We start from the raw sequence: 26,067 nt of genomic DNA, 5'->3' as shown, positions 1-26,067 counted from the left end.
GGGCAAAGACATCCTCAGACCTCACCTTGATGCCCCGATCAATTCTTTCTTTTCGCTTTTTCACCCTGTCTCTTTACTCCCTGAAGCGAGTGCGACTCCTCATCAAATTTGAAGAACTGTCATTCCGGTCGAAGTGATCCGCCGCATCAAATTCTTTCCTCCAGCTCCTTTTGCTTTCCATAAAGCCCCGACGGCTTGATCACCAGTACCAAGAAGATTGCCACCAGACTGACGATCATGGTCCAGTGAGAACCGATATAGGTGTCCGTAAACCGTTGCGCGAACCCGACGACAAGACTGGCTACGATCACCCCGCCTGTGCTCCCCAATCCACCGATAATGCAAACGGCCAGGGCATTGATGAGGACATCGTAGCCCTCGCTTACCGAAATCGTGCCCAACGGAACGACAACGGTCGCAGCGATTGCAGCCAGCCCCCCCCCGATGGACACGCTGAGCATGGCGATCCAGTCCGAATCAATACCGAAGGTCAGGGCCGTCCGTTCATCCTGAGCAATCCCGCGAAACGCCAATCCGATTGAGGTATGATGGATGAAAAGCCACAGGAGGAGGATGAGGACGATGCTGAAGAGCACGATCAGAATCCGCTGCATATCGACGTAGGTTCCGGCGATCACAAAGCTCTGGTCTATGAACACCGGAAGGGAGTATTCAATCCCCACAAAACCCAGATAACGAAAAAACTCAAGGATGATCAGGCCGATGCCGAAGGTCGCAATGACCTCCGACAGGACCTGACCGCGAACACGAATGAGAATGAAGCGGTACATGACGGCCCCGACAAAGGCCGTGAAGACAATCGAAAGGACAGCCGATAGAAAATAGGGGATGCCAATCCAGTTTATGAGCATCCAGGTGACAAAGGCCGAGAGGATATAAAAGGCCCCATAGGCAAAGTTGGACACTCCGCTGATGCCGAAGGTCAGGTTGAAGCCGATGGCCATCAGCAGGAGGATCACACTGTTGATCAGCGCGTATACACAGGTGCCCAGAAACACGAAGAAATCCCCTTCCTACCAGGATGTCCGCTCTATTTGGCTGGTTTCAACCCAGCCGGCAATTGAATGTTTCCATCGGCAATCGCCTCTGGAAACACGTTGACGCGATTGCCATCGTCCGTCCACTGAAAGACGCAGGCCACCGCCGACTCCTTGGGATCCATATCGAAAATCGCCTGGTGACCCTCATCGAATCGAATTCTTCCCATGACGCCGGTACGGTCTGTTTTCGCGATCTCGGCCGCAATGGCGTCCGGATCGAGAGACCCTGCCCGCTCAATGGCCTCGGCAAGGATGTAAACCGATTCATAGGTCGGCGCCGGTCCATGGCCCGCCTCCATCGGTTTGCCGTATTTTTTCTCGTACGCTGCGAGAAAATCCATTGACTGGGGCACCTTCGAAGACCCCATGGCGCTTCCTAGCTCGAAGTTGCAGTTGACGGCCCCGCCGATCTTCTGATCAAACGTCTTCCATGCCCCCGGCCCGGCCAAAGGAGAAATGAACCCTGCCAGTAATGCCGGCACCTTCATGGCATTCCACTGCTTAACCAGGATCCCGCTCTGGGGCATGTCAAATATGGGGAGGATCACCTGAGCGCCCCCGGCCCGGACTTTCATCATGGCCGACGAAAAATCCAACGTCCCGGTGGGATAGGCCTCGTGGCCGACCACCTGCCACCCGGCCTTTTCAAAATAGTTCTTTCTGATGAGGTCTGCCGTGGCCCGGGCCCACGCCACATCCTGGTTCATGATATACACCTTGTTGAACCCGAATTCCTTATTGACGAAGGCCATGATGCCCACAAGGTACTTGACCAGGTATTTGGCGTTGAGGCAGGTTCGGAAAACGTATTTATATTTATCCGGATCTTTCTTGATTTTTGCTTCTGAGGCAGGGCTCATGGCGATGGTTCCCAACATGGGGACTTTGTACTTGGCGAGAATATCCATCCCGGCCAGGAGGGCCTCTGATCTGAAAGGCCCGATCAGCAAGGCTGTCGGCTTCTTGTCAAGGATGATCTTCTCCAGACCCAGGAGGGCTTCAGGGACCGGCACGCCCGGGGCTGCATCACGTATGTCTATGGACTCCACCTTGAAAAGCCTTTTCTCAGATCCGACCGTGACGCCGCCTTTGGCATTGATTTCCTCAACCGCCATTTCCACCACAGCAAGGCCTTCCTTTCCCTCTACAAATCCTGTTGAGGTGGGAACCCCAATGACGATCGGGTCGGCTGCATGGGCCGTCATAAACGGAGATGCCAGAACACACACCAAGGCCAGGAAAACAGATAGAGAACAGATTATTTTTTTCATGGATTTCCTCCTTGAGATTGGGTAACACGCCCGCCTTCTGAAAATATGGTGCACTGTCCAGTAGTCCACCACCTCTTTATCAGAAAGCCACCATGCTACAAGAATGGAATTTACTCCAACACCCCCTATCATCTTTTAAACAGAGCAAAGAATATGCCACATAGCACTGCCAATGTCAACTGGCTAAAATCAAATGATATATTGCGGCCACGCCTTGGTGGCGAAATGGGTAGAGGGTGTAAGAATTGGTTACAACCGGGCAGCAGGAAAGCGGCATGAACGTTTGAGACAAACAAAAATGAAATTATAATCCACAGGTTAAATATCCTGCCGATAAAATGTTACCAAAGGTGACGAAATATGAAGAGTGTGAAAAGAGGTAACGTTCGCGTTGTCAGCGAGGATGCCCGGCGGATTCCATAAAGGACGGAAGGGTCATTTGTCCCTCGGCGATGCGGTGAGGGTAAACAATGACCCGTTTGCCGGGTGCCTTCCATTGAACCACGCAGGCCAGGACCTCTTGTTCTGGATTCCGCCCGAAAATTGCCTGGTGACCTCTGTGGAAAACCACGCGTCCCATAACCCCTTTTCGATCGGTGAATTCCAGCGCTGTTGCCACCCGATCCGGGTCCAGGGTTCCGGCCCGCTTAAAGGCCTGAGCCAGAATATATACCGATTCATAGCTTGGGGCCGGTCCGTGGCCCGCCTGAATGGGATGGCCATACCTGGCTTTGTAGGCCTCATAAAAGGCTTTGGCCGGAGGATACTTGGATGAAGGGAGGTTTCCCAACTCAAATATGACATTGATCACCCCTTCCAGGCCGCCGTGGAAAGCGGTCCAGGCATCGGGTCCGGAAGCCGGTGAAATGAAGCCGCATAACAAGGCTGGCGGTTTCATCTCGTGCCACTCCATAACTAGGTTTTTGCTGGTGGGCATGTCAAAAACCGCCAGGATAACCTGGGCCCGGCCAGCTGTTGCCCGGGCCAGTGCCTTGCGGAAATCCCTTGTTTCCGCAGGAAAGTTCTCCTGCCCCAAAACCCGCCATCCGGACCCATCCAGGTACAGTTTCAACATCAGGTAGGCCGTGGAGCGGGCCCATGCCACGTCCTGATTCAGGATGAACACCTTTTCAAAACCAAATTTCTGTCTCATCAGTTTCATGGTTTGAATAAGATACGCCACGAGATATTTGGAGCTGAGACCGATGCGAAAGATGTACCTGTATTTGGGATGGGTAAGGACCTTGGCGTCCACCGCCGGAGACATGGCGATACATTCCAAGGTGGGAATCTTTTCTTCAGCCAAAAAATCCATGGAAGCCAGAAGCACCTCGGAACGAAAGGGGCCTATGACCAAGGCATGGGGCCTTTTCTCTTTTATGAATGCCCGAAGCCTCGCCACGGCCTCGGCAGTAGGGGAATCCGGCTCAACCTCCTTGAGATCAAAGGGTTCCAGTCTGAATTTGTGCGTCCGTCCGCCTATGTTCACGCCCCCAGCGTCATTGATTTCCGCTACGGCCATTCGGACCGCCTGCAGACTCTCGGACCCTTCCACGCTTTTCAAGGAGGTGGGCGCGCCCAGGATGATCTCCCCGCTCCCGTCTACGGCAACAGGCACCATCCAACACAACGCCGTCACAAAAAGGGCGATGATGCGTCGTGAGGGGCTCATTCGGGCATCTCCCTTCGGGAATCCATGGTGTTTCTGATCCCCAGCCGCGTCATCTTTTCGTAGAGCCCTTTCCGTGAAATTCCAAGAATCTTGGCGGCCAGCGTCTTGTTGCCATGACATCGTTTCAAGGTATTGATGATCAGATCCGTCTCCATATCCCTGAGGGTAGGACCCTGGGAGGAACCCTTCCGGATTTGGCCACCGAACAATTCTTCGCCGGCAGGCTTGGGTTTTCCCATTTTTCTGGGAAGATCTTCCGGAGAAATGAACGACTTTTTGGACAAAATAACGGCCCGGGCCAGGCAGTTTTCAAGTTCCCGGATGTTGCCAGGCCAGTGGTAGTCCATAAGCCTTCCCATGGCCTCCGGGGATATCCCTTCCATTGCCCGCAAATACCTTCTGGCGTACCGGGCCACGAAATGTTCGGCCAAGAGCGGAATGTCTTCCATCCGCTCCCTGAGAGGGGGGACACGAATGGGGATAACTTCGATACGGTAAAGCAAATCACTCATGAACCGGCCGGAAGCGATTTGCTCCTCAAGGTCCACATTGGTGGCGGCCACCAGCCGCACATTGACCTTTCTTTCCCTGTGATCCCCAACAGGTTGAAAAATTCCGTCCTGTAAAAATCTCAAGAATTTGGATTGGAGGCCCAGGGACATATGACCGATTTCATCCAGAAACAGGGTCCCTTCATGAGCCGATTCAAGCCGGCCCGTTCTGTCCGCCAAGGCCCCTGTGAACGCCCCCTTTGCATGCCCGAACAGCTCCGCCTCCAGAAGGCTTTCCGTAAGGGCCGCGCAATTGATGCACACAACAGGATTTGCCCGTCGTCCGGACTCCGAATGGAGCGCCCTGGCCAGGAGTTCCTTTCCGGTGCCGGTCTCTCCGGTGATGAGCACGGATGCGTCCGTAGGGCCCACCGTACGCACCATCTCAAAAATATCCCGCATGACCGAAGCGGCGCCGAGAATTCCGTGAAACATGCTCTCCTTTTTGACCTGTCGCCGCAACGACGCCAGTTCGAGGCTCATTTCCGCCTGCCGGCATGCATTGGATAAGACGATGGGAAGCTCCTCATAATTGAGGGGCTTGATCAGATAATCCGTTACGCCCTCCTTAAGGGCCATAATCGCCGTTTCCACCGAGGCATAGGCGGTCATAATGACAAAAGGGGGCGTGGGGCCGTACCGGACCATGGAGCGGTAAAGCTCCAATCCGCTCATCCCCGGCATTTTCAAATCCGCCAGCACCACATTGATATCCGTATCCGTGTGTTGCTTAAAGACACTCAACGCTTCCTCGCCGCTGGAGGCCTTCAGAACGCGATAGCCCTTATCGGCCAAAAACAGCATCAACACCTTCAACGTGTTTATTCTGTCATCCACCACAAGGATGGTCTTTTCCGGCGCAATCACGTTATGATGTCCTCCTTGTTTTTGGTCAGCGGCAGAATGATGGTCGCCTGGGTCCCTCTACCCCACCGGCTGTCCAGCTCAATGGTCCCCCCATGAGCTTCAACAATGCCGAGACTGAGCGGAAGCCCCAGCCCCGTACCGTCTTCCTTTGTGGTGAAGAATGGGTCGAAGACATTGGCTAGATTCTTGTCTCTGATGCCTGTGCCGTTATCTTTGATCACCACCAGCAGCTTCTTTTCGTTGTCTATCTCCATGACGAGCGTACCCACTTCAATTTCACCGCCCTGGGTCAGTGAATCCATGGCATTAAAAAAGAGATTAAGGAGAACCTGTTCCATCTGATGGGTATCCAGCCGCACCAACGGCAGCGACGGCTGCAACAGATTTCGAAATATGACGCCTCTTTTTTGCGTCTCCCTGGCCAATAGCTCCTCGGTTCCCAGAATGATTTCGTTGATGTCAACGGCCTCCAACTTGGGCGGGGCCTGTTTGGAAAAATACAAGAATTCCGAAACCACCCGGTCCAAACGATCAATCTCTTCGCCCACCAACTGTGTATACTGCTGTATCAGGGGTTCATGCCCCCATTTTTGTCCCAGATGCACCATGGCGCCCTTCATTGCGTTCAACGGGTTTCGAATCTCATGGGCCACGCCGGCCGACAGTCGCCCAAGGGAAATGAGTTTTTCCGAACGCACCAGCTCCTTTTGTATCCGGGAAAGATTGTTGACCATGCGGTTGAAGGAACCGGTCAAATCCCCCAATTCGTCCCTGGACTTCACCGGAATTTCCTGGTTCAGGTCGCCGCAGGCCAGCCGGTTCGTGGCCGTCACCAACCGGCGTACAGGCCTGAGAAGGTGATATGAGAGGATAAACGCCCCCACAAGGGTTATCAGGAGCGTTACCACAACCAACTGAATAACATTGGTCCGGATGGCCTGGGCCTCCTTACCGAATTCCTCAATGGGGATGGTTACGGCCATGGACCAATTCATGGTGGGAATGGGCGCAAAAGCCGCCACCTTCTTTTGACCCTGGAACGTGTATTCCTTCCATCCGGTGTCACCCGAGGCCATGTCTTTGGACAAATGGATCAGGCTTGCGTCCGGACCGTCCCTGGCGTCATACTTGTATGGCCCGTAGAGAGGATGGGCCAGGGTTTTTCCCTCACGGTCTATCAAGAATGAATATCCCTCTTCTCCCACGCGGATGGAGCGTATAAAACGGGTAATTCTTTCAAAATCAACATCAATAACAATAACTCCGGCGAATTCCTTCCAACCCGTAAAGAATGCCTTGCTGCAATGGACAATAAAGCCCTTCCGTTCCCGGCAATGGATCAGTTCTGAAAAACGAACGTCTGTCGGTCTCATGCCCGCGGTTTTTCCGAAAAAAAGTTCCCGGCTTTGATTGTCCAAGGGATCGACGGCGCCGGGGCCCCCCACGCCGATCAATTTCTCCCCATGTTCGTTCAACACCCGTATTCCGGAATAAAAAGGGGTGCGGTCAAGAATATCTTCAAACAATTTCCTAAGGTTATCCCGATTGAAGTCAGCTTCGGCCTCCAGACGGAACAACCTGGCGAGATGATATTCAGCCAGGACCGGAGACCGCGAAATGGTGGTCAGATCCACCCGGCAATTATAGAAAATATCATCTATCTTATTGGCTGCCGCCTCCACCTGGACCATTTGTTCCTGGCGAACCAGACGGTTGACCCTTTCCACGGATGCCTTAATGGATGAGTAGCCAACCACCGCAACAGGCAGGCATACCATCGGGATAATGAACATCAGCAATTTACTGAAAATGGAAATGCGGATCCTCAAACATCGCCTCCATCCCACCCTGGTTATCGGGACTCAAGCCAGCAGGGCCAGCCATTGATTTTCAGTGGATATGGATATCTACCCTTTTTACCGATGAGAGTCAATTGCCCGCAAGAACGCCCGTGTTCAATGAAAATATCACCAGGCGAGGGTGTAAACAAAAATGTTTGGCGACGCGTAGGACCGGATCACAAAAAAGACTGGCCTGCAGAGCAGAAAATGATCTGTTAGGAAGATGAAAACCCCAATTCTCGTTCCGCGCGGTTCCTTCTCCTCCCCTCAATTCCCACCTGACAGCAAAACGGCCACAAAAAAAGCCCCCTTCCTGATGCATCATAGGAAGGGGGCTTTTTGATTCAGCAGGGGCCTGAGCTTCCAGACCCCTGGATAGATACACTCAAGTTTTTAGAAGGTGATCTGGAACTGCACACCGTAGATGGCGTATTTGCCGTAATCTACGCCCAAATCATCACCATCGTCATACCACATCAGTTCTGGTCTCACTCGGAAGCCTTTGGCCAGATCGATCGGGACGCTGATACCCCACATCTGTGTCCTGATATCTCTATCTACACCGGCAGCGGTCTCATTTTCCGATTTCTGCTGCCCGTACATCAGGCTCGGGGTGATCGGACCGAATTTGTAGGAAAGCTCAACCCAGAAGGAGTAGGTCTCTGCATCGTGGATCTGACCGTTGTTCTTCAGCGTAGCGCTTGCCATACCGCCTATGATAGACGGGCTGGTGCCGGCGAGGCCGCGGGTGTTGCCCCAGTTCTCGCCGTAGTTGAATTCGCCGGAGAGCCCGAAGGGGCCGAGTCCGAGTTTGGCGCCCAATGTACCGATCCAGGTATCGATGCTGTTGTCCACACCCGCGTAAGCGGTGCCCAGTCTATCCACGGTCCTGTGCTGATACAGGAAACCGGGGTAGAGATGAACCGGTCCCAAATAGATCGGGACGCTGATATCGATTCTTGGGATCTTGGTGTTGGTTTGATAGCCTACGGCCTCACCGCCTTGACCTGTCCAGGGACCGTAGCTTCCGCCGGCGAGCGTACCATTGGGATCCACCAGGGCAATCTCGAGCCGTGCGGCCTTACCGAATTTAAAGGTACCTCTGACCTGAGCAAAACGGCCGGAGTAGAAGTCACCGTAACCCACGCCGATGATGTTGACAGATCCCGACCTTGTCCCTATCAACTGGGAGGGGTTCAGGGGTGAGAAGGGGGTGGTGGAATGACCCGCCATAATCGTGAACATGGGGTTGACATCCCACCAGCCGTACGCGTGACGCACGACAGCGCTGAAGTCATTATCGGAACTGGAATTTATCGTGTTTCCGGTCCCCTGGCCCAGACCAAACTCAATATACATGCCCACGTTGTCTTCATTGGTCCACCTGCCGTACAGACGGGTGATATTGGGGACTTGTATGGCCGTCTGGGTAAAGGAATCTCCACCGTATCCTCTCCAGGTTGAGTTTGCCGTATCCCGATCAAGATAATAGAAATCGGTAAAGATGATACCGCCGATTTTCACATCTGCCATGGCAGGCACAGCAAAGGCGACCAGCAATAAGGCAGCCATACCCAATACAAATAGTTTTCTCATTACTCTCTCCTCCTAAAAAGTGTTTATGGTTAAAATGTTTCTCAACTCAATTCCCCACTAAAATATAGTAAAACCTATCGCCTCCTTTCTATAAAAAAGTATAGACAGTTTTAAGCAACTCCTCATTAATATTACAAGTAATAAAACTTCGTGACCAGGTATTTAACAAGTTATGAGAGAAATGTCAAGCATTTTTCTCATGTTCAGGCCATTTTCCCCGTACCCGCGGGGGAGATTTCAACAGGATACCCGCCCGGATTTCTGTTGTGGTCCCGACCTTTGATAACTGCGCCGCATCTTTCCCCTTCCCGCTGCTTCACAAACGGCCGAAAGTCGCGATGTTCATACTTTATTTCCCATTGAAAGTCAAGAACAAATGAAGTCCGGCTTTTTGTTCGCCCGCACAAGGATGGCGAATTTCCATGATCCCTCTTGGCGTAGGCTTTCTTCTCGCGAGATTTGCTCGGATTGGTTGTGGGCTCAGTCTTTCATCACATCTTTGAGCACTGCCAGGATATCAGCCGGGATATCAATGGCGCGGAAATTGTCCGGGTTTGAGACATCGAGGCAAATCCGCTTTTCATATCCCTCAACAAGGAGGGTCCCGGTGAAATGTTCCGTGATAACGTGTTTCAAGGAGACTGTCTTTTCAGACAATCCATCCACATGGGTGCTGATCCGGATTTCCTGATGATATCTCCCCGGCTTCTTATATCGGCAGGAGGTTTCTGCGAGGCCAAAGAGGATCTGCCTGCTGCGCCACATATCACCGAGGGTCAGCCCGATGGCTTCGAAAAAGAGATGGCCCGATGCATCGATCCATTCATAGAACCGGGGATAAAATACGATGCCGAGGGAATCCAGATCTCCCCACATGATCTTCCGGTCAACCGTGTGTGTCTTCATTGATTGCTCGCTGCGCCTTTTCGTCCGGGTTCCAAGGGAATACGGCCTATAAATCGTATTGGACCTATATTTGCCTGCTCCCCGCTCCTCGCTCCCTCTCCTATGCCCCCCGCATGTAATCGACCGCATTGCGGAAGATTTGAATGCCCTCTCCCTCATTGGGAAGGGACGTCTCCCCTTGACGCGCAAGGGCCTCCTTCTTTCGGAGCCAGTCGGGGTGATTGGTAAAATGATTGAATGCCTCGGGATGGGGCATGATTCCGAAGATCCGTCCGGTCGCATCGCAGATCCCCGCAATATCCCTTAGCGACCCATTGGGGTTGAAGGGCCAGGCCCCGTCGGCCGCCTTTCCGTGGTCGTCGGCATACTGCAACACCACCTGGTGATTCAGAAAGAGCTGCTCAAGGATCTCCCGGGGAGCATAAAACTTTCCCTCGCCGTGCCGCACAGGGAGTTCCAGATCAGAGATCCCCCGGGTGAAAATCCCGCCGGATTCCGGGTCGGCCTTCAACCGGACCCATGTATCAATAAAGTTGCCCGAATCGTTATAGGTCAGGGCAACGCTCCGCTCCCGGCATCGATCCCCAAAGCCCGGAAGGAGGCCCATATTGACCAGAGCCTGGAAGCCGTTGCAGATACCGATGATGAGATTGCCGTTTTGAACAAATTCATTCAGTTCCTCGCCCAGATGATGCTTCATTTTGGTGGCCATCAGCACGCCGGCGCCGTGATCATCTGCCCAGCTGAACCCGCCTCCCAGCACCAGGATATGATAGTCGGATAATCTGATTTCAGCAGGATGACTTTTGCCACTGATCAGTTCATTGATATGTATCCTGTGGGAATCCGCCCCCGCCAGCTTCAACGAGTAATCGGTCTCGTAATCGCAATTGAGTCCGTAGCCCGTGAGGACCAAGGCCTTGATCTGTCTCATATCAGTTCTCCAAACGGCCGTTTCCAGGAACCCTTCAATTCCGCAATGTTTTCCCGTACAAGAGGCACCCCTGCATCACCCCTTATGATGAACATCGGCGATTCAGTGGTTGTCCCGATCCGGCCGATATTCAAATTGGAAAAGATTGATTCAAACCGTTCCTGCCGGTCGGGGGCAACCGTGATGATAAATCGGCCGCACGATTCCGAGTAAAGTCCCTGGCTCGGGGTTAACGCGTCGGCACCGGGGATCCGGGAGAAATCGACATCCATCCCCAGTTCGCCGGCCATGGCCGTAAGCGCCAGATGCACAGCCAGCCCCCCCCTTGACACCGCGTGACAGGATGAGACCAGGCCGTCGGTTATGGCCAGGTGAAGCGCTTTGTATTGAGGCCATAGCGCCGGCACAACCACTTTAGGGACATTGAGGCCGACCGCCCCCATCAGCTGGTAATATTCACTACCGCCCAGTTCGTTCCGGGTTTCGCCCAGGATGTAGATGATGTCTCCCGGGAATTTAGAATCCATGGATACGCACGTGAAAATATCCTCGATGACACTCGATACCGTAAACAGGAAAGTGGGCAGACCCGAGACCTTTCGCCTCTCCCCGAAGGGGCCTTTCAGATTACCGTCAATGTACATGCTGTCTTTTCCGGAAAGGAGCGGGATCCCATAGGCCAGACAATAATCGCGAAGGGCCCGGTTGGATCGGACCAGTTGACCGGCCTTGTACCTGCCGTCGGGATTTTTCACCGGGTCATATTCGATGGTGGGCCAGCAGAAATTGTCCACCCCCCCCAGATGGTCAGGATCCCCGCCCACGGCCAGGACCTTTCGGACTGCCTCGTCAATGGTGGCCGCGGTCATGTGATAGGTATCGACCAGGGAATAGAACGGGTTGAGGGCCTGGGAAACGGCCAGCCCTCTTGGGGATTCAAGGATGGGCCTTATAACCGCCGCATCCGAGGGGATGTCCCTTTGTTTCCCTGTCAGGGGCTTGATGACGCTGGTTCCCTGGACCTCGTGATCGTACTGACGTGCAATCCAGTTGCGGCTGCACAGATTGGGCCGGGCCAGCATCGCATGGAGGAGGGCCCCATGATCAATGGGTTCGCTGATAACCGGCTCCGCAAGCCCCCTGATCTCGGGCGGTACCCAGTGGGCGTCAAACTCCCACTGGGGAAAGTCGGATTCCAGAAGATCCATTCGGATATAGGCGCAGGTCTTCCCCTTGTACAGAAGATGAAGATATCCGGAATCCGTATATTCCCCGATGACCGTGCTTTCAACGGAATGCTTTCGGGACAGTGCCATGAACCGATCGATATGGGTCGGCTGGACGGCAATGGTCATCCGTTCCTGGGATTCCGAGATCCAGATTTCCCACTGATCCAGGCCTTCGTATTTCAAAGGCACCTTGTCGAGATCTACCCTGCACCCGTCGCTGAACCGGGCGGATTCCCCCACAGAGGACGAGAGCCCACCGCCGCCATTATCTGTGATGAACGCGATGAGTCCTTCGTCTCTGGCCTCCAGGAGAAAATCGTGCATCTTTTTCTGGGTATAGGGGTCTCCAATCTGGACGTGACCTGCCGGGGTGTGTTCGCTGTAGGTCTCGGACGCGGCGGTTACCCCGTGGATGCCGTCCTTGCCGACCCTTCCCCCGGACATGACAATCAGATCCCCGGGGGTGGTGGTCTTATCATGGGAAGACTTCCCCCCGATCCTGGCCGGCATGATCCCCATGGTGGTTACAAAGACGAGGCATTTGCCCGTGTAGCTTTCGTCAAACAGGAGTAATCCGTACGGGGTGGGTATCCCGCTCTTGTTCCCCCCGTCCCGGACCCCCTCGATGATCCCGTCCAACAGGCGCCTGGGATGCAAGTGGGGGGTTAAGTCGCCCTGATAATCCCGGTGCCCCACACAATATCCATACATCCCCAGGATCAGTTTCGCCCCCTTTCCCGTGCCCAGAGGGTCCCTGTAGATGCCGACAATCCCGGTGATGGCCCCGCCATAGGCCTCCATATTGGAGGGGCTGTTGTGGGTCTCTCCGGTAATTACATAATAGTGATCATTATCAAACCGCCCCACGCCGGCATTATCCCACAACACGGAGATGACCCAATCCTTTTCTTCCTTAATTTTGAGGGTAGGGGCCTCGATGCACGACTTGAAGAGGCTGTCAACCGTCTCCTTCTCACCGGTGGAGAGGTCGTGGTATCTGAAAAGGCCCCTGAAGGTGTTGTGGTTGCAGTGATCGCTGCGGGCCTGGGATATGTACTCCAGTTCCACATCTGTGGGGAGATCGAGGCCGAACTTTTTCCGTTCATTTCTAATATCCTCCCTCATAAAGTAGAACCGGATAACAGGGATATCCCTTGTCTGGAGCGCGAGATTCCGTTCAAGGGATATTCTTTTGAGTTCCTCATCGCTGTCAATCGAAAGAGTATTGACCTCAGGACTGTGGTCGAGCATGACCTTTGGAACAGGGAAACCGATGCCCTCCTCAGGCCGCCAGTCATTCCGCGAAAAAATCTTCCATTGCTGGATCACCTCATTTGCCAACAGATCGCCTGCAATCCGACGCACCTGTTGTTCCTTCAAATCGCCCCGGAGTTCATACAGTTTTGAGGTGTAGACGGCCTCTCCCGATTTGAACGGGACGCCCAGAAGGTCTTCAATCGCCTCTCTGGCCGTGCTTCCGGCGGTATCCCTCACCCCGGGACGCAATCCGATCCAGATCAGCCAGTCGAAATCGTGTGCCATGGGGGCATAGGAGGAGATTTCGGTAACAGGATTAGTGAATATTTCGGTCTGGATCCGGGCCAATTGGTCTGCGTTTAATTGTGCGTCGATGGTCAGGACCCGGATCACCCGGATATCGTCCACGCCGAATCCGAAATACTCCCTTGCGTTGCGCCGAATACCGGCGCCCTCGGCATCTGTCAGCTCATGTTTCAGCCTGATTTCCAACCTGAAGGGCATCGCCAATCACCTGCTTTCCGGGACAAGTTCAGGATCCCGTTCAACATTATCTTTTACAAAAGATTATACGTCGTCGTAAATTTCACCCTGTGCACAGCCTATCCCGACCGTTCTCATCCTGCGATCCAAAAGGGGCCAACATATAGATGTGCTCCCTATTGGAACCCGCTTCCAGCATGGCACAAACCACACCCGATTTCAACAGATTCTTTGGGAGAAACCCTCCGCACCTCTAATGCCCTGCGCCTTTCCGGCACAGCTTTACACCTGTCGGCGGTATGTCCGCTGGGGTCGTCACGCTTGCAATCGAGGGACTGATGAATATATTTGAGTTATATTATTTTATGAATCACCAGGCAGCGCTTCTGATTGCGGGCCATTTTCTCTGCAGACTCCCGCACTTTGGAACTGCTGATTTCTAAGGAGTAAAAGAATGGAAAAAGAAGGTATATTTGAAGCGGAAAAGGGCGATACCGGAAGGATTCCGAATCAGCGCGAACTCGAAAAAGAGTTGAGCGACTATCTCACCAAAAAATATGGCAACCGGATCAAGATCATCTCCCCATTTATCATCCCTAAGAAGGATGAGGCCCTGACCGACGGTCAGAACAGGGGCGCGGCAGATGGAACCGTAACCCATTTTGACATGATGCCTGAGGAGCTGGAATCCTACTTGCACAGTTTTGTGGTCAAACAGGACCAGGTCAAGGGGGTTCTGGCCACCAAGGTCTGCACCCATTTTAACAGGATCAAGTTTAACAGCGAAAAAGATGCCGGGGAAAAGAAAAGGACAGGCGTCGGCATGATCAAGAACAATGTCCTCATGATCGGTCCCACCGGCGTTGGAAAAACGTATATCATTAAACTCATCGCCCAGAAACTGGGCGTCCCTTTTGTAAAGGGGGACGCCACCAAATTCAGCGAAACCGGCTATGTTGGCGGAGATGTGGAAGACCTGGTCCGGGACCTCGTCTATGAGGCCAATGAAAATATCGACCTGGCGGAAAATGGGATTATCTATATCGATGAGGTCGATAAGATCGCTTCATCTCAGAATCTGATCGGTCACGATATTTCCAGAACCGGCGTACAGAGGGCGCTTCTCAAGCCGATGGAGGAGACCGATGTGGATCTCAAGGTCCCCCATGATCCCATATCCCAGATCCAGGCCATTGAGCATTACCGGCGTACCGGGAAGCGGGAAAAGAAGGTGGTCAACACCAGAAACATCCTGTTTATCATGAGCGGCGCCTTTGGTGACCTGGCGGAGATTATCAAAAAACGACTCCAGAAACAGGGAATCGGATTCGAGGCCGATGTGAGACCGACCGAGATCCCCTGGGAGATCCTGAAGGAGGTGCGGGCGCAGGATTTGATCGAATTCGGTTTCGAGTCCGAGTTTGTTGGCCGTCTTCCGGTGGTAGTGGTTTTCGATGAACTTACCAAGGAAGACCTCTTGGAGATCCTCGGAAATCCCAACAACCCCATTATCCTCAGCAAACGGATCGATTTCAGGGCCTATGGCATCGACATCAAATTTGAGGACGATGCATTGGCGCGGATTGCGGAGATGGCCGCCGAGGAAAAGACCGGCGCGAGAGGCCTGGTGAGCGCCATGGAAAAGGTCCTGATCCCCTTTGAGAAGAAACTTCCTTCATCGACTATTCGAAAGTTTCTGGTAACGCCGGACATCGTGAAGGAACCGGAAGCCCAGCTCAAGATGCTGCTGGCCAACCCGGATGATCCGGAACGGGCGGATCGTTATGAAAAGGCGAGACAGCATGAGCATGAAAGAATCAAACAATACCTCTCAGACCGGGTGGAAAGTCTCAGCAAACGATGCGGTTTGGAAATCTCTTCGAACAGGATGGATCTCATCGCAGAGTTATATCTGATCAACATCACAGAGATCGATACGGCGATTGAAGATTTCAACACCATGTACGATCAGGTCAAGATAGAAGAGGCCTCACTCATGGAAAAGCTTGAGGTAACGTTAGCGTTTGATGAGAGCGCCGTGGATGAGATTATCGGCCAGGCCATCCGGACCGGCCAGGAGCCCGGTCCCCTCACTTTTCAACTGGCAAAGCGGCTCGAATATGGTCTGAGGCTCGTGAAAGATCGATCGGGCATTGACACATTCAGCATCAGCGCCGATGCGGTTAAGAACATGGAAGGATTCATCAATGACCTGATCAAGAGCACCTATCGCGAGGACCCGATGGCAGCGGATCTTTCCAAATAGTCAGGTCCATTTCTTAGACAGGATGCCCGAAGGGGCATCCTGTTTCTTATAAACCTGTTCCCCATCGCCAATTCAGTGGGCCAGGCTGTTCCTGTGCGCCTCTTCGATCCGCTCCTTTAAATATGAAATCATCTCACCATCATATTCGTACAGATCAAAGCAGTAGCCGTCTTCTCCCAGCAAACCCCCCGGCACCAGATCGCCTGTCTCGTCCGGATCCGTAATCATATCCCCGTAAAAACATACCGAAAGCCATCTGTTTTCCGGATCATCGTCAACAATATCCACCATGACAAAAAGCCGATCCGCTGTTTCGCCGCCTTTTGGCACATATGCCCTGAAGGAATGGCTGATACCTGCTCGCGATTTAAAATAAAAAATTGCCTTCTCCCTTTTTGAGAGGGAATCCCTGAGTTGGATAAATGCCGCTTTGACATTCCCCGGATCCGCTGTCCATGTGTCCAGGAGCCCTGCCATCTCAGCGTACTCCCCTCTATCGGCAAACATCTCCTGTATCATTTCTGAAACCTCCCTGTCCTTTCAAATAGCCAGACCTAAAAAGGCGTTCGTCCCACATGGAGACGCAGAGACCCGGAGAATTCTTAACCGGATATTTTCCGGTCCTTTTCCTGTGTGTCTCTGTGGCCTCGTGTGATCATAACAGATTTTCCGGCGCCGGCTCCAGAACTCAGGGTGCAAGAAGCACCTGGTCGCCAAATCGATCCCGCAGATCAACAGAGAGGGCTTGGGCCTCTCTTTCGTTTTCAAATTCCACCATCAATTCGCCCTCATCGCCTACAACCAGGCGGCCACGGGACTCCACGATCTCGGCCACCAGAGAAGGCTCAACCGTCCACCAGCCCCGTGTCCTCATGAGAAGTTCCTTTCCCTTCAGGCGCCTGGAGGTTACCAGATCGATGGTCCTGAACCAGGCATCCCACCCGATCTGGGCAGGTGCGCGGAGGACCGGGCTTACCGGATCGTGATAGATGCGGCACCTGCCAAACAGCCTCAGCCGGATCATTTCATAATCTCCCGGAACAGTTCCTCAATCGGGCTGTCTTTCTGGAAAGCCCCGGCCGGGACCGGCAGGCCATGCTGTTTCAAGGCCCGGATCAGGCAGTGAATATACAGGGCGGCGGCATCCACCTCGCTCTGTTCACGACCTCTTGCCGCAGAGAGGGAAAGCACCCGTTCAAAAAAATCCCTGGCCTCTTCACGGCAAGGTCTGAGTCTGCTGTCATGGGACGAGATCCCCACTTCTTTAAGCAGATCATCCTGGCCGGCCTCCATCCTGGAAAAAAGCCCGCGCATGGCCCTTACAGCGGGATCACGGTCCCAGTCATTACGTGTTGTCATGTGGCCGCCTTTACGTGCCGTTCCCAAGGAGCGCGGAGTAGAAACCCGCGCGCGCCTGGAAACTCCTATTGGGCTTTACGCCCTCCTTTTTGGTTGCGGCTGTGCCGCTTTATGCCATTTATGGTCACTTTTCAGACCCTCAGGTCTTCTCGTACACGCCCCTTACCCGATCCTGCAGGTATACGTGAGTAAACGCCCCCCGGGTCCCTTCCTCAAACCAGGCGGACCCGATGTCCCGACATGCCCGGCACGCCCCCAGGGGAACATGTACCGCCAGAATATGCTGGCCACGGTTGGAGGTGGACGCGATAGAGAAGGCCCCCGGGCACGCCTTGCAGCATCGGATCTTCTCGTGCTGCCGCTCATGGATATTGTCCGTGTCGTAATAAATATCCCTGCTCCTTTGGACGACCTCCCCCTCCTCGCAGGGGACCGTTTTCAACCCGCCCTCTAGGAAAACACCCCTCAGCCGGTCCACCAGATCTGCGATATACCCCGTGATCTCAGACGGTTGAGGCCGATAGTCTGTGTCATAGTTAGGCTCCTTTACACAGGATGTGTCCATTCCGGCCATGGCCATGATAATCCCTACATTCACGTAGGGAAGGGCGTTTTCCACGGCGTATCCCCCTTCCAGAACGGCGATGTCCGGTCTCAGGCGGGCATTGAGGGCCGCGTATCCCCGGGCCGAGAAATTCATGTTGGTGATGGGGTCGTTGAAATGGTTATCCTGTCCCGCAGAATTGATCACCAACTCCGGCTCGAATTTCTCCAACAGGGGCATCACCAGCTCTTCCAGCACATATAGAAAGCCTTCTTCTCCGGTCTGCGGGGGGAGAGGGATATTGATGGTCATCCCCTGTGCATTGGGACCGCCTGTTTCATGGGGAAATCCAGATCCCGGATAGAGGGTGCGGCCGTCCTGGTGGATGGAAATAAAGAGGGTGTTGGGGTCGTGCCAGTAGATATCCTGGGACCCGTCGCCGTGGTGGCAGTCTGTATCCACAATGGCGACCCTTCGGATTCCATATTTTTCCCGGATATACTCGATCATGACCGCTTCGTTGTTAATATTGCAGAAACCCCGGTTGCCGTGAACCACCCGCATAGCATGATGACCGGGCGGCCGCACCAGGGCGAAGGCGCTCTCCACCTCGCCCTTGAGCACCGCATCAGCCGCCACCAGACACCCACCCGCAGAAATCAGGTGACTCTCCGTGGTGACCGCGGCCTCATCGGGCACGCAGAAGTGAATGCGCCGGATGTCCTCAAATCCGGCGGGCCGGACCCGGTATTCAATAATCCCGTCGATGTCCAGAAGCCCCTCTTCCAGAACCTGATCCTGGGTATACAACAGGCGCTCCTCCCGTTCCGGGTGGGAAGGGCTGATCGCCCAGTCATAGGCGGGGAAAAAAACCAGACCTGTTCGACGCACGGCATGGAGCATATTCAGCCTCCTCTCTTCCATTCCGGGATGAGCCCAGGCGTGATGCCCATCTTGAGACGGATATTCCGGCCGGTTCTCATGTAGCCCCTTATCATGGTGAAGGCCTGTCTCTCGAGGATAGAGATTTCCAGCCCCTTTTCATCGGCCCCGTTAATTGCAGCCTGCCGGCAAAGGACTGCCCGGCCGAGGGACATGGCCTGATCCATAGTGAAGCCGGCGTCGATGTCATTTTCCACAGCTGCTTCGGAGATAATCACCGAGCCCCTCTGGGTATCCGCCTGCAAGGTGATCTCTGAAGTAACCCTGGCCACGGCCGCGCCCACGGCATTTGCCACACCGTAATGCCGGGGAAAACGGCACGGCAGGCCCAAGGCCTTCCCGATATACCCGGCAATCTGGGGCGCAGGCCCGCCGATAATGAGAACCGACGTGGGTTCGACCCGTTGATCCGCCAGGACCTCATGGATGGTATAGACCGGTTGTGCATTGATGTCGTATACAAAGGCCCTGGCAGATGCGGCAATGGCCTCAGCCATTCCCTGCAAGATCCTTTCGGCCGTGGCAGCGCCGTCCCACCCCGCAGTCTCCCCCACTTTTTCCATGGCAAGCCTGGAGACATCCCTCTTTCCTGCATCTAATAAACCAAGGGTAATCATCGCATCCGTGGGAGTCGGCGCCGGGCCGCCAAAGCCCGCAGGTTCCCCTCTGCGAACCGGCCCGATTTTGAGTTTGCCGTCTTGCGCCATGCGGACCTCGCTGTCCCCGCCAATCCCGATGGAATGGGTCAGCAGAGAGCGGATCAGGGTCTGATAAGGACCTAACCGGATGCCGAGGGGCTTGAGCAGCGGCGTGCCATCGATCACTACTGACATGTCCGTTGTGGTTCCTCCCACGTCGAGGACCAGTGTGACGCCTTCACATCCGTCCAGGGCCAGGGCCCCCATGACGCTCGCTGCCGGACCCGACTGGGCGGTCTGCGCAGGCCGCTGGATGCTCATGTCCAGATCTATGGTCCCACCGTCGGGTTTCAGAAGATAGCGGGGACCGGAGAGGCCTTTCTCCCTCAGAATATGGATAAGGGCATCTGAGAAGTTCTTGTGCAGCCTGTAAAGGGCGGCATTCAGATAGGTCGTGGCAATCCGCCGGGGGAAATTGAGGGCCCCCGAGATCCGGTGTCCCATGGCCACGTGGGAAAAAGAGTGTCCCACCCAGTCTGCGGCCTGGAGTTCATGCCATGGATTCCGAACAGAGAACTTGCTGACTACGCCAAGGACCGGAATGCCGGCGTTGAGGATGGATGAGGCGGCGTTCATGACCGCTGACCGGTCCAGAGGCTTGGTCTCAAACCCCTGATGGTCCAGGCATCCATCCACCACATGGTACGACGGCCCTACGGAGAACCATTCCGGATTCAATCCCGGTCCCGAGGATACGATCATCCCGGCATCATCCAGACGGTCTTCCACAATGGCATTGGTGGCCATGGTGGTCGAGAAGGCCATCCGTACCAGTCTTCCCGGATCCACATGGCCCAGGGTGTTTTCGAGGGCGATCCTCAGGGTAGCCAAGAGATCTCCGGTGGTCGGGGTTTTGGCGGCAGCGACAACCCGACCTTCCTGGATTAATACGGCATCGGTCTGAGTCCCCCCCACATCAAGGCCCAATATCATGGTTCACCCTCGATCCCATCCGCAGATTTCGCAGATAGTCATCACTTAATCCTCTAATCCCGCAATTCCTCTATCCCCCGGTTCATCTTTCCGGATATGTATCCCTCCAAGTCCAAGGCAACATGATCAAAACCGATTTTTCGGAGCCTCTCCACAATGGCGTTCCTTGTTTCCTCCCTTACTATCCGATGTATCTCCGAAGAAGCCGCCTCTACCCTTGCAACAGGGCCGTGATGCCTGACTCGAACGCCCCTGAACCCCTGGGCTGAAAGGAATGCCTCAGCTGCTTCAACCATTCCGAGTCCCTTTTCAGTAATAGGGCATCCATAAGGAAACCGGGTGGCGAGACACGCCATGGCAGGCTTGTCCCATTCGGAAAGACCCATCTCTTTCGCCAGAAAACGGATCTCCTCCTTGGACAAGTCTGCGTCGATCAAGGGGGCGATGATCCCGGCTTCCCTGGCAGCCCTCTGCCCAGGACGATAATCTTCCAGATCATCCACATTGGCGCCGTGTGCCACATGGCCTATCGACTTTTCTCCGGCGATCTGAAGGAGTCTTTTGCTGAGCGCTTTTTTACAATGATAGCATCTGTCCATATGGTTGGCTATGAATTCCGGGATCTCCATTTCATTTGTTTTAAAGAGAAAATGCGCAATCTTTCTGTCTCCTGCAAAACTGACGGCGTCATTCTGCTCCCGCCGGGGGTGAATGGGGGAGACTGCCGTAGCCGCCGCCACCTTTTTCCCCAGGGCTTCCCGGGCGACAGTCAAAAGGAATGCACTGTCCACACCGCCGGAAAACGCCACCAGCAGGGAATCGAACTTCCTCAAGGAACTGACAAGACGATTTTTTTTGTCTCTCGCGGCTGTTGTATTCATCATACAAACCGATTGCAACCTTTCTGCCCCGGTCTGGGAATCCGGGAAAATAGCGCTTTCATGTTAGGCCCAGGGCCACACAGTTTGCATAATGCTAGCAGGTTTGAGACCGAATGTGAAGCCGCAGTTTCCAGACCCTCTTCTACCCCTGCCCCATGGCTTCCCGCCGAATCTGCAGCAAGGTGTAAGTGATTAGATCTTCAATCTTTTATACCTTTCAGAATGGAATCCTTCGAATCTGTTGTCGAAGTTTTCCATAGATATCGCTTGCTAGGCCGGCTGAAAAGGTGCTATACAGAATGTACCCTAATTTGTTAAGATCGGATAGAAAATATGGAAACTTTGACCTGTGCAGTTTCGGTTCAGGTTTTTTTATATTCGGTCGCATTACAGACACTCAAGAGAAAACAGGCCTTCTAAAGGTGCTTTTTGGGTTTTCACAAGGAAAGGAGACATCAATGCAAGACAGACAGAAGACACGGGTGAAGGCGATGATCATCGCACTTGCCTTCATCACGGTAGGATGGCAGGCATCTGCAGCAGACGAAAAGGCTTCACCAGCCAAGGATTCATTACCCGGCCAGGGGGAAAATGTGGCGATGGTAAATGGGACCCCGATCACTCAAGCGGATTTTGACCGGGCATTAGGCTTCGCAAAGCAGCAGTTTTCCAAGATGGGGAAAACAGCCGATGATGCCCAAATGAAAGAGGGCGTGCTCGATCAACTCATCGGGAGTGAGCTCTTGTACCAGGAGAGCAAAAAAGAAGGCATCCGGATTGATGAAAAGACGGTTAATGAACGACTGGAGCAATGGAAAAAGCGATTCCCCGATGATGAGGGTTACAAAAAAGCATTGCAGCAGATGAATCTTTCTGAGGCCCAGATGAAGACCGACATTGAAAAGGCCCTGGCTACAGAGAAGTTTGTTGTGGATAAATTTGTGAATAACATATCGGTTCCCGAAAAAGAGATCAGGGACTATTATGACACTCATCCTGATATGTTCAGGCAGGCCGAACAGGTCCGGGCCAGTCATATCCTGATAAAAGTAAACCCGGACGCCAAGGAATCTGAAAAGGCCGAAGCCCTCAAGAAGATCAAGGATATCCAGGGGAAGGAAAAAAAGGGTGAGGATTTTGCCGAATTGGCAAAGGCCAATTCTGAGTGCCCGAGCAGTTCCAAAGGAGGCGATTTGGGATATTTCGGCAGGGGCCAAATGGTGCCCCCTTTTGAGGAGGCCGCATTTAGCATGAAACCCGGCGAAGTGAGCGATATCGTTGAGACACAGTTTGGACATCACCTGATCAAGGTTACCGATAAAAAACCTGAAAGTACTGTTCCGTTTGACGAAATAAAGGAACGGATTAGTCAATATCTGAAGCAGGAAAAGGTCCAGAAAGAGGTGATGGAATTCGTGGCCAAACTCAGAAAAGAAGCAAAGGTGGAGACCTTTTTGAAGACGGAACCCTGATGCGCTTTTCTCTTGTCTTTGATCAAAGTGTACCTTACATTTTACGCAGATACGGGTCCGGCGTCGGGCACAATGCCCCTCGACGGACGCCGGAGGGATGGCCGAGTGGTTGAAGGCGGCGGTCTTGAAAACCGTTGAGCGAAAGCTCCGGGAGTTCGAATCTCCCTCCCTCCGCCAGAATAATCCAAAAGATCCATAAGTGAGTTAACATGCTTATGGATCTTTTTTTGGGGGCATTGATCTGTCTTTTCCGGCCTGATCTGTTTCACTCCTTCGTCTTTGCGGCGCTCCTGGTCTCTGCATGCGCCGCCCTGCGAAAGCTGTCCATCCGCCTTCTGATTTCCTGCTCAAACCCCCTTTGAGTTGGCCGGTAGAAGACCCGGTTCCTCAGGTTTTCAGGGAGGTAGTCCTGACTGATCCATGCCCCCGGATAATTGTGAGGATAGCGGTAGCCCCGGCTGTAGCCCAGCTTCTTCATGAGGCGGGTCGGGGCGTTCCGGATGTGAAGGGGAACCGGAAGTGACCCGGATTGCCGGATCTCCTCTTTGACGGCCTTTTCGGTCAGATACAAGGCGTTGCTCTTGGGCGCCGAGGCCAGATAGACCGCAGCCTCGGCCAAGGCCAGTTCCGCCTCGGGAGGACCTATCTTCTGCCAAGCCTCGAAGGCGGACAGGGCCATGGGCAGGGCGCGGGGATCGGCCAATCCCACATCTTCAGAGGCAAATCGGATCATCCGCCGGCAGATGAAGAGCGGATCTTCTCCGGCCATGAGCATCCGGTAGAGCCAGTAGACCGAGGCCTGGGCATCACTCCCCCGAAGACTCTTGTGAAAGGCGGAAATAGTATCGTAATGGTGCTCGCCGTCCCTGTCATAGGGGAGCGCCTTCCGATCCAAGGCTTTTTCAAGATCTTTCAAGGCCAGGTGCACGGGACCGTCAGGCCGTGTATCCATAACAGCGTAGGCGGCTGATTCCAGATTATTGAGGGCCACGCGGGCATCCCCCTGGGCCAGTTCAACGAGGTAGTCCATGGCCTCGGGAGCGACCCGGACATCCAGAGTTCCCAGACCTCTGGTCCGGTCTGAAACAGCCCGGCGCAGGAGGGTCTCCAGATCGTCTCTGTCGAGCGGGTGAAGGACCATCACCCTGGCCCTTGAGAGGAGCGGCGGAATCACCTCAAAGGATGGGTTTTGGGTAGTGGCGCCGATGAGGATGATGAGCCCATTTTCCACATGGGGGAGAAAGGCATCCTGCTGGGCCTTGTTGAACCGGTGAATCTCATCTACAAAAAGGATGGTGGGCCTGTTGGACTTACTCCTTTCCACTTCAGCCTCGGCAATAACCCCCCTCAACTCCTTCAACCCGGAGGTCACCGCAGAAAATGAACGGGAAGCACATTGAGCGGCCTCTCCCATAAGCCTGGCAAGCGTTGTTTTACCGGAACCCGGAGGACCCCAGAAGATGACTGAAAATATGCGACCGCTTTGCAGGGCCCTTCTTAAAAAAGCCCCTGGCCCCAGGAGGTGTTCCTGCCCCACTATCTCATCCAGACTCTTGGGCCGCATTCTTTCAGCCAACGGCCTGACCGGGCGATCGAGTGGGTTGCTCATTCGGGGGCTCCCCCTTTTTCCATCAGAAGCGCTACCTGTGAGAGAAATCTGTCCAGGTCTATGGGCCTGGCCATGGTCAGATCTGCGCCCGTTTTTCCTTCCATGTCCCATGAGCCGGGCATCTTGTCGGCATTGATGAGGACAACGGGGAGGTCCGGCCGCAGCTCTTTTATCCGGCGAGCGATCCTGCTCGTGTCGTTAGCGAAGGCGCCCTGGTCGGCTATGATCAGGTCGATCCGCGTGTCTTGCAGGAGTCTGAGACCATCCCTATCCGAAGAGACCACCGTGACACCATCACATTTGTCTTTAAAAAGGGTGTAAAGGATATCTGTCAGGACCCCCTCATCTCCGATGATGAGAATGTGCGCATCCCTTAACCCTTTTCTGAGGGTCACCCGCTTCACAAGTGAAGCAACATCCCGGGCCAAGGGAAGTTTAACAACAAAGGTGCTGCCTCTCCGCTCCTGGCTGACGACGCTGATCTCTCCCTGGTGGCGATCAATGATGGCGCGGCTGAGGCTCAGACCGAGCCCCCTCCAAGTCCCATCTTTGGTGGTGAAAAAGGGATCGAAAATCTTTTCGATGATTGCTTCGGGCATCCCCACCCCATTATCCTGAATATAAATATGGGCAAAACCGGAATGCGCCTCAGTCGTCAGATACACATCCCCCCCGTCCGGGAGGGCCTCTACGGCGTTCAGGATAAGGTTGGCAAAGGCCTCCTGCAACTCCCGGCCGCAGCCATAGACACTGGAGGGAGCTCTCAGGAAGGTATTCATCGTGACGAGTGCATCTGGCCGGGATCCCGTATTGGTCGTCGGACAGGCGATGTCTACGGCTGTCTCGATGAGTTCCTTCAGACCGACGAAGGTCAGTTCCGACGGGTCATACTCGGTTTTGGCCAGACATTGAAGGCGCAGTGAGAGGCGTGACTCCTTTTCTCTTATCGCCGCGATCCCCTGGCAGGATGTTGGGGCATTGTTCCCATATACGCCGGGGCCTGGATTTCCGGGGGTATCCTCCTGGAGCAGCCTACGGTACCGGTCCAGTTCCTGCCTGAACCCGGAGGCCATCCTTAGAAGGATCTCCGCATTTGCGGACGCTGTGTGCCGTTTTTCCTGGGCCTTCCTTTGGTCAAGGGAGATGATATGGAATAGAATGGCCGTTTTCCCCCGGTACAATATCTTGTCTGCCCGGAGTTCGGCGGGCAGAGATTGACCCCCTTTGGTTTTCAGACAGGTCTCATGCTGATGTGAAGCGGGCTGAGCCCGGGTCTGTCTCTGATAAAAGGAAAGTGTAGAGGAGACCGAATCAAAATCCAGAAGATCAGAGACCTCCAGGGACAACAGCTCGTTCCGGGTGTACCCTGTCTCTTTGCATGCAGTTTCATTGGCAAAGAGGACCTTCTCCTGCTGAACGAGGATGAGACTGCCCGGAACACGGTCTAACAATTTCCAGGTGTTCCGAAGCTCTCTCTGCAGGCTTCCCAATTCCTTTCGAAGGCTGGTGAGTTTTTCCCTCAATCCACGATTTTCCTCTTTAATGCGGTGGCCCCAGCCCGTTGAGCCGTATTGCTCGTCTCCGCTCATCCACATATCCTTCAATCGGGGCGGCAACAAGGAATGATGTCTCACCGCCAGGAGGCAAGAGGACGCAGAGGAAACCGATTTTTCCTTTGCGTGCTCGGCGCCTTTG

The 26,067-nt window shown here is 54.1% G+C and carries 19 protein-coding genes and 1 tRNA gene; 3 read left to right on the top strand and 17 right to left on the bottom strand.

Annotation, left to right across the window (positions count from 1 at the left end; all coding sequences use genetic code 11):
• Positions 1 to 146 precede the first annotated feature (146 nt).
• The 9 genes from K9N21_05525 to K9N21_05485 all read right to left on the bottom strand — a co-directional run bounded on the left by K9N21_05525 (position 147) and on the right by K9N21_05485 (position 13,689).
• Positions 147 to 1,019, bottom strand: coding sequence for a branched-chain amino acid ABC transporter permease (locus K9N21_05525; protein MCF8143362.1), 873 nt, complete (start codon positions 1,017 to 1,019; stop codon positions 147 to 149).
• Positions 1,020 to 1,051: 32 nt separating this feature from the next.
• Entirely contained in the window at positions 1,052 to 2,332 is a 1,281-nt protein-coding gene (locus K9N21_05520) for an ABC transporter substrate-binding protein (GenBank protein MCF8143361.1), read from the bottom strand.
• A gap of 394 nt (positions 2,333 to 2,726) precedes the next feature.
• Complete coding sequence (locus K9N21_05515) at positions 2,727 to 4,004, bottom strand: ABC transporter substrate-binding protein (GenBank protein ID MCF8143360.1); 1,278 nt, start codon at positions 4,002 to 4,004, stop codon at positions 2,727 to 2,729.
• On the bottom strand, positions 4,001 to 5,422 hold the full coding sequence (locus K9N21_05510; protein ID MCF8143359.1) for a sigma-54 dependent transcriptional regulator: 1,422 nt from the start codon (positions 5,420 to 5,422) through the stop codon (positions 4,001 to 4,003). Before K9N21_05510 ends, K9N21_05515 begins: the two co-directional genes overlap by 4 nt.
• Positions 5,419 to 7,251 carry a HAMP domain-containing protein gene (locus K9N21_05505; GenBank protein MCF8143358.1) on the bottom strand — a complete coding sequence of 611 codons (1,833 nt, stop codon included), beginning with the start codon at positions 7,249 to 7,251 and terminating at the stop codon, positions 5,419 to 5,421. The genes K9N21_05510 and K9N21_05505 overlap by 4 nt, the downstream gene beginning before the upstream one ends.
• A 405-nt stretch (positions 7,252 to 7,656) precedes the next feature.
• On the bottom strand, positions 7,657 to 8,859 hold the full coding sequence (locus K9N21_05500) for a porin (protein ID MCF8143357.1): 1,203 nt from the start codon (positions 8,857 to 8,859) through the stop codon (positions 7,657 to 7,659).
• Between the two features lie 480 nt (positions 8,860 to 9,339).
• The gene (locus tag K9N21_05495; GenBank protein MCF8143356.1) at positions 9,340 to 9,765 is read right to left on the bottom strand and encodes an acyl-CoA thioesterase; all 426 of its coding nucleotides are present in this window, start codon (positions 9,763 to 9,765) and stop codon (positions 9,340 to 9,342) included.
• Between the two features lie 100 nt (positions 9,766 to 9,865).
• Positions 9,866 to 10,699, bottom strand: a complete 834-nt coding sequence (locus K9N21_05490) for a phosphoribosylformylglycinamidine synthase subunit PurQ (GenBank protein MCF8143355.1) — start codon at positions 10,697 to 10,699, stop codon at positions 9,866 to 9,868.
• Positions 10,696 to 13,689, bottom strand: coding sequence for a phosphoribosylformylglycinamidine synthase subunit PurS (locus K9N21_05485; GenBank protein MCF8143354.1), 2,994 nt, complete (start codon positions 13,687 to 13,689; stop codon positions 10,696 to 10,698). The genes K9N21_05490 and K9N21_05485 overlap by 4 nt, the downstream gene beginning before the upstream one ends.
• A gap of 433 nt (positions 13,690 to 14,122) precedes the next feature.
• On the opposite strand from K9N21_05485, the gene K9N21_05480 reads away from it, so the two are divergent.
• Complete coding sequence (locus K9N21_05480) at positions 14,123 to 15,934, top strand: AAA family ATPase (GenBank protein ID MCF8143353.1); 1,812 nt, start codon at positions 14,123 to 14,125, stop codon at positions 15,932 to 15,934.
• A 72-nt stretch (positions 15,935 to 16,006) separates the two neighbouring features.
• Here the strand turns inward: K9N21_05480 and K9N21_05475 are convergent, their stop codons facing one another.
• The 6 genes from K9N21_05475 to larE all read right to left on the bottom strand — a co-directional run bounded on the left by K9N21_05475 (position 16,007) and on the right by larE (position 21,294).
• The gene (locus K9N21_05475; GenBank protein ID MCF8143352.1) at positions 16,007 to 16,453 is read right to left on the bottom strand and encodes a hypothetical protein; all 447 of its coding nucleotides are present in this window, start codon (positions 16,451 to 16,453) and stop codon (positions 16,007 to 16,009) included.
• 169 nt (positions 16,454 to 16,622) lie between these two features.
• Positions 16,623 to 16,958 carry a hypothetical protein gene (locus K9N21_05470; GenBank protein MCF8143351.1) on the bottom strand — a complete coding sequence of 112 codons (336 nt, stop codon included), beginning with the start codon at positions 16,956 to 16,958 and terminating at the stop codon, positions 16,623 to 16,625.
• The gene (locus K9N21_05465) at positions 16,955 to 17,293 is read right to left on the bottom strand and encodes a hypothetical protein (protein ID MCF8143350.1); all 339 of its coding nucleotides are present in this window, start codon (positions 17,291 to 17,293) and stop codon (positions 16,955 to 16,957) included. The genes K9N21_05470 and K9N21_05465 overlap by 4 nt, the downstream gene beginning before the upstream one ends.
• Positions 17,294 to 17,432: 139 nt before the next feature.
• The gene (locus K9N21_05460; GenBank protein MCF8143349.1) at positions 17,433 to 18,740 is read right to left on the bottom strand and encodes a histone deacetylase; all 1,308 of its coding nucleotides are present in this window, start codon (positions 18,738 to 18,740) and stop codon (positions 17,433 to 17,435) included.
• A gap of 2 nt (positions 18,741 to 18,742) precedes the next feature.
• Entirely contained in the window at positions 18,743 to 20,410 is a 1,668-nt protein-coding gene (locus K9N21_05455; GenBank protein ID MCF8143348.1) for a hydantoinase/oxoprolinase family protein, read from the bottom strand.
• A gap of 53 nt (positions 20,411 to 20,463) precedes the next feature.
• Positions 20,464 to 21,294 carry an ATP-dependent sacrificial sulfur transferase LarE gene (gene larE / locus K9N21_05450; protein ID MCF8143347.1) on the bottom strand — a complete coding sequence of 277 codons (831 nt, stop codon included), beginning with the start codon at positions 21,292 to 21,294 and terminating at the stop codon, positions 20,464 to 20,466.
• Positions 21,295 to 21,749: 455 nt separating this feature from the next.
• On the opposite strand from larE, the gene K9N21_05445 reads away from it, so the two are divergent.
• Positions 21,750 to 22,763 carry a peptidylprolyl isomerase gene (locus K9N21_05445; GenBank protein MCF8143346.1) on the top strand — a complete coding sequence of 338 codons (1,014 nt, stop codon included), beginning with the start codon at positions 21,750 to 21,752 and terminating at the stop codon, positions 22,761 to 22,763.
• Between the two features lie 91 nt (positions 22,764 to 22,854).
• A tRNA-Ser gene (locus K9N21_05440) sits at positions 22,855 to 22,940 on the top strand.
• A gap of 88 nt (positions 22,941 to 23,028) precedes the next feature.
• Here K9N21_05440 and K9N21_05435 read toward each other — a convergent pair.
• Together K9N21_05435 and K9N21_05430 are read right to left on the bottom strand one after the other, a co-directional pair.
• The gene (locus tag K9N21_05435) at positions 23,029 to 24,372 is read right to left on the bottom strand and encodes a replication-associated recombination protein A (GenBank protein MCF8143345.1); all 1,344 of its coding nucleotides are present in this window, start codon (positions 24,370 to 24,372) and stop codon (positions 23,029 to 23,031) included.
• Positions 24,369 to 25,961 (bottom strand): PAS domain S-box protein, encoded by a 1,593-nt coding sequence (locus K9N21_05430; protein MCF8143344.1) that lies wholly within the window; start codon positions 25,959 to 25,961, stop codon positions 24,369 to 24,371. Before K9N21_05430 ends, K9N21_05435 begins: the two co-directional genes overlap by 4 nt.
• Between the last annotated feature and the right edge of the window lie 106 nt (positions 25,962 to 26,067).

This window comes from Deltaproteobacteria bacterium (assembly GCA_021737785.1).
Lineage (GTDB): Bacteria > Desulfobacterota > DSM-4660 > Desulfatiglandales > Desulfatiglandaceae > AUK324.
Note: the sequence above shows the minus strand (reverse complement) of the source record. Positions and strands in the feature narration are given on the sequence as shown.

Bases quoted from the DNA above. Each gene is read 5' to 3' on its own strand.
- K9N21_05445 (MCF8143346.1), top strand. From the start codon at position 21,750: ATGCAAGACAGACAGAAGACACGGGTGAAGGCGATGATCATCGCACTT.
- K9N21_05435 (MCF8143345.1), bottom strand. From the start codon at position 24,372: ATGAGCAACCCACTCGATCGCCCGGTCAGGCCGTTGGCTGAAAGAATG.
- K9N21_05485 (MCF8143354.1), bottom strand. From the start codon at position 13,689: ATGCCCTTCAGGTTGGAAATCAGGCTGAAACATGAGCTGACAGATGCC.
- larE (MCF8143347.1), bottom strand. From the start codon at position 21,294: ATGATGAATACAACAGCCGCGAGAGACAAAAAAAATCGTCTTGTCAGT.
- K9N21_05500 (MCF8143357.1), bottom strand. From the start codon at position 8,859: ATGAGAAAACTATTTGTATTGGGTATGGCTGCCTTATTGCTGGTCGCC.
- K9N21_05495 (MCF8143356.1), bottom strand. From the start codon at position 9,765: ATGAAGACACACACGGTTGACCGGAAGATCATGTGGGGAGATCTGGAT.
- K9N21_05465 (MCF8143350.1), bottom strand. From the start codon at position 17,293: ATGACAACACGTAATGACTGGGACCGTGATCCCGCTGTAAGGGCCATG.
- K9N21_05490 (MCF8143355.1), bottom strand. From the start codon at position 10,699: ATGAGACAGATCAAGGCCTTGGTCCTCACGGGCTACGGACTCAATTGC.
- K9N21_05460 (MCF8143349.1), bottom strand. From the start codon at position 18,740: ATGCTCCATGCCGTGCGTCGAACAGGTCTGGTTTTTTTCCCCGCCTAT.
- K9N21_05470 (MCF8143351.1), bottom strand. From the start codon at position 16,958: ATGATCCGGCTGAGGCTGTTTGGCAGGTGCCGCATCTATCACGATCCG.
- K9N21_05475 (MCF8143352.1), bottom strand. From the start codon at position 16,453: ATGATACAGGAGATGTTTGCCGATAGAGGGGAGTACGCTGAGATGGCA.
- K9N21_05480 (MCF8143353.1), top strand. From the start codon at position 14,123: ATGGAAAAAGAAGGTATATTTGAAGCGGAAAAGGGCGATACCGGAAGG.
- K9N21_05455 (MCF8143348.1), bottom strand. From the start codon at position 20,410: ATGATATTGGGCCTTGATGTGGGGGGGACTCAGACCGATGCCGTATTA.
- K9N21_05515 (MCF8143360.1), bottom strand. From the start codon at position 4,004: ATGAGCCCCTCACGACGCATCATCGCCCTTTTTGTGACGGCGTTGTGT.
- K9N21_05520 (MCF8143361.1), bottom strand. From the start codon at position 2,332: ATGAAAAAAATAATCTGTTCTCTATCTGTTTTCCTGGCCTTGGTGTGT.
- K9N21_05430 (MCF8143344.1), bottom strand. From the start codon at position 25,961: ATGAGCGGAGACGAGCAATACGGCTCAACGGGCTGGGGCCACCGCATT.